At 67.7% G+C, this 2,576-nt stretch carries 3 protein-coding genes; all 3 read left to right on the top strand.

Translation table 11 applies throughout. The features are described 5' to 3' along the window. The first annotated feature begins 45 nt into the window (after nt 1-45). The 3 genes from QK444_RS35470 (at nt 46) to QK444_RS35460 (ending at nt 2,312) form a co-directional block, all read left to right on the top strand. On the top strand, nt 46-963 hold the full coding sequence (locus QK444_RS35470; RefSeq protein WP_282786388.1) for a Ku protein: 918 nt from the start codon (nt 46-48) through the stop codon (nt 961-963). A gap of 78 nt (nt 964-1,041) precedes the next feature. Further along, entirely contained in the window at nt 1,042-1,596 is a 555-nt protein-coding gene (locus QK444_RS35465; RefSeq protein WP_282786386.1) for a GNAT family N-acetyltransferase, read from the top strand. A 233-nt stretch (nt 1,597-1,829) separates the two neighbouring features. Continuing rightward, nucleotides 1,830-2,312 carry a hypothetical protein gene (locus tag QK444_RS35460; protein WP_282786384.1) on the top strand — a complete coding sequence of 161 codons (483 nt, stop codon included), beginning with the start codon at nt 1,830-1,832 and terminating at the stop codon, nt 2,310-2,312. Nucleotides 2,313-2,576: the final 264 nt, after the last annotated feature.

Here is a 2,576-nt window from a genome sequence, read left to right as displayed (position 1 = left end):
ATATTCGCGAAGACAGCGAATCGGACCGAACGTACAGTGGAGGCCATGCGGTCTATCTGGAAGGGCTCGATCGCGTTCGGACTGGTCAATGTACCGGTGAAGGTCTACACCGCGACCGAGGACCACGACATTCGGTTCCACCAGGTCCACGCGGCCGACGGTGGGCGAATCAAGTACGACCGGGTATGCACCGTGTGCGGGAAATCGGTGGCCTTCGCCGATATCGACAAGGCGTATGAATCACCCGAGGGCGATCGTGTGATCCTCACCGATGAGGACTTCGCCAAACTGCCGGTGGCCGAGAAACACGAGATCCCGGTTCTGCAATTCGTGCCCGCCGAACAGATCGATCCGATTCTGTACGAGAAGAGCTACTACCTCGAACCCGATTCCAGCACCCCCAAAGCCTATGTGCTGCTGGCCAAGACCCTCGAAGACGTGAATCGGGTCGCGCTGGTGCACTTCACGCTGCGGCAGAAGACCCGCCTGGCCGCGCTGCGCGTGCACGACGGCGTGCTGCTGCTGCAAACGCTGCTGTGGCCCGACGAGGTGCGTTCGGTGGAATTCGAATCCCTCGACGGGGTGGCCGAGCCGAAGAAACAGGAACTGTCCATGGCGGAGACGCTGGTGGACACCATGTCCGACGATTTCGATCCGAGCCTCTACACCGACGAATACCAGATCGAATTGAAGCGCATGCTGGACGAGGCCATCGCCAGCGGCAGCAGCAAGGTCACCCGCGCTCCGGAACCGGCCGCGCCGGAAATGGACGCCGAGGTCGTCGATCTGGTGGCGGCGTTGCAACGCAGCCTCGAGGCATCGGGGCAGAAGCCGGCCAAGAAGGCCGCGTCCGACAAGAGAGCCGAGCCCGCGAAGAAGGCTCCCGCCAAGGCCGAGAAGAAGACCGCGAAGAAGGCTCCCGCCAAGAAGACCGCGAGCAAGCAGACCCGCAAGGGTGCGTGAGCGGCTTTCGCGCCGCTCATGCCGCGCCTACCAGCGCGTTTCGATATTCACTGGCATACCCCTGGCAAACTGGCGGGTATGGAATCCGACATAGCCATCGTCCCGATGGGACTCGGCCATCTGCGCCAGGTCATCGACCTCGGCTACCAGGTGTTCGACACCTCCGCCAAGCCCTACACCTCCTGGTCGCTCACCTCGGTGGCCGAGCATCTCGACAGCGCGGGACGCTCCTGCTGGGTGGCGGTCGATTCGGATCGGGTGGTCGGATTCGTGCTGGCCTCCATGGAGTTCGAACTGCGCGACGACTGGGCCTATCTGGAGTGGATCGCGGTCGCGCCGGATATGCAGGGCCGCGGGGTGGCGGGACGGCTCATGACCGCCTGCTGCGACACGCTGTTCAAGCACGGCGCGCGGCGCATCGTCACCGATGTGGAGAACCACAACACCGCCTCGGCGAACATGATGCGCAAGAACGGCTTCACCGAGGGCACCACCGTCACCCTGTTCGTGCGCCCCAATCCCGTTGACGACGCGGGCGACGACCAGATCACCCTGGGACCCGGCACCAAACGCGACCTCATCCGCCGCGGCCGCATCACCGGCGACGGCAGGCACGGGCGTCCCAAGGGCTGAGCCCAGCTCGCCACTCGCGCCCGACTCCCGGGTGCCAGCCACGCCCGCCTCCCGGGTGCCGGTGACCGACACTCGCCGCGTCGACACGATGGATGCCACCGAACGCCGCAGGCACAGGCTGTCGCCGTGCCGCGGGCACGCACGCCAGGAACGGATCGACGAGCACGGGGCCGATGCCTCCGACGAGCGGCGGGGACGCCGATACTGTCGGACCCCTCCCCTACGGTGTCGGCATGACCGTCGCGGACCCGACCATGCTCGCCATCACCGACGCGGTAACCCTTGGGCGTCAAGGGGATACCGCCCGCGCCCGGGAGGCGCTCACCGCACTCTGGGAGACGGTGGGCGTCACCGGCGACGCCCTGCACCGCTGCACCATCGCCCACTACCTGGCCGATCTGCACGAGCACGCCGCCGACGCGCTCACCTGGGACGTGCGCGCCCTGGACGCGGCCGCCTCGCTCACCGACGAACGCGCCCAACAGGAGAACTCGGCCCTCACCGTGCGCGGCTTCTACCCGTCACTGCACCTGAACCTCGCCGACAACTACCGCCGCCTGGGCGCATTCGACACCGCGCACACCCACCTGGACGCGGCCCGCGCCCGCCTCGACGCCCTGGACGACGACGATTACGGCGCGGGGGTGCGCGCGGGCATCTCCCATGTGGAGACCGCCCTGGCCGAGGGATCCACCGAGCGTCTGCCCACGCACTGACACCGGCGGCTCGCCTCACGGCCGGTATATCCGGCCGACCGGCGCGGCGCGGGCGGTCCATGCGCGACCTATCGCGACGTGACCGGTACCGACGCGGCCAGCGCGGGCACAGCCGTGGCGACATGACCGGTGCGGGCACGAGCGGCACGAGTGGGCCACAGTTGACGTGACCGGTGCGGCGTGGCCGTTTACCGCGTGACCGGTGCAGGCGCGACCCGGGTACCGGCACGGCTGTGGCGGCGCGATCGGTGCGGGGCACGGCTG

The organism is Nocardia sp. CC201C (assembly GCF_030010695.1).
GTDB classification, from domain to species: domain Bacteria; phylum Actinomycetota; class Actinomycetes; order Mycobacteriales; family Mycobacteriaceae; genus Nocardia; species Nocardia otitidiscaviarum.
This window is presented reverse-complemented; position numbering and strand designations above follow the sequence as displayed.

Coding starts and splice junctions, on each gene's coding strand:
- QK444_RS35470 (WP_282786388.1), top strand. CDS start 46: ATGCGGTCTATCTGGAAGGGCTCGATCGCGTTCGGACTGGTCAATGTA.
- QK444_RS35465 (WP_282786386.1), top strand. CDS start 1,042: ATGGAATCCGACATAGCCATCGTCCCGATGGGACTCGGCCATCTGCGC.
- QK444_RS35460 (WP_282786384.1), top strand. CDS start 1,830: ATGACCGTCGCGGACCCGACCATGCTCGCCATCACCGACGCGGTAACC.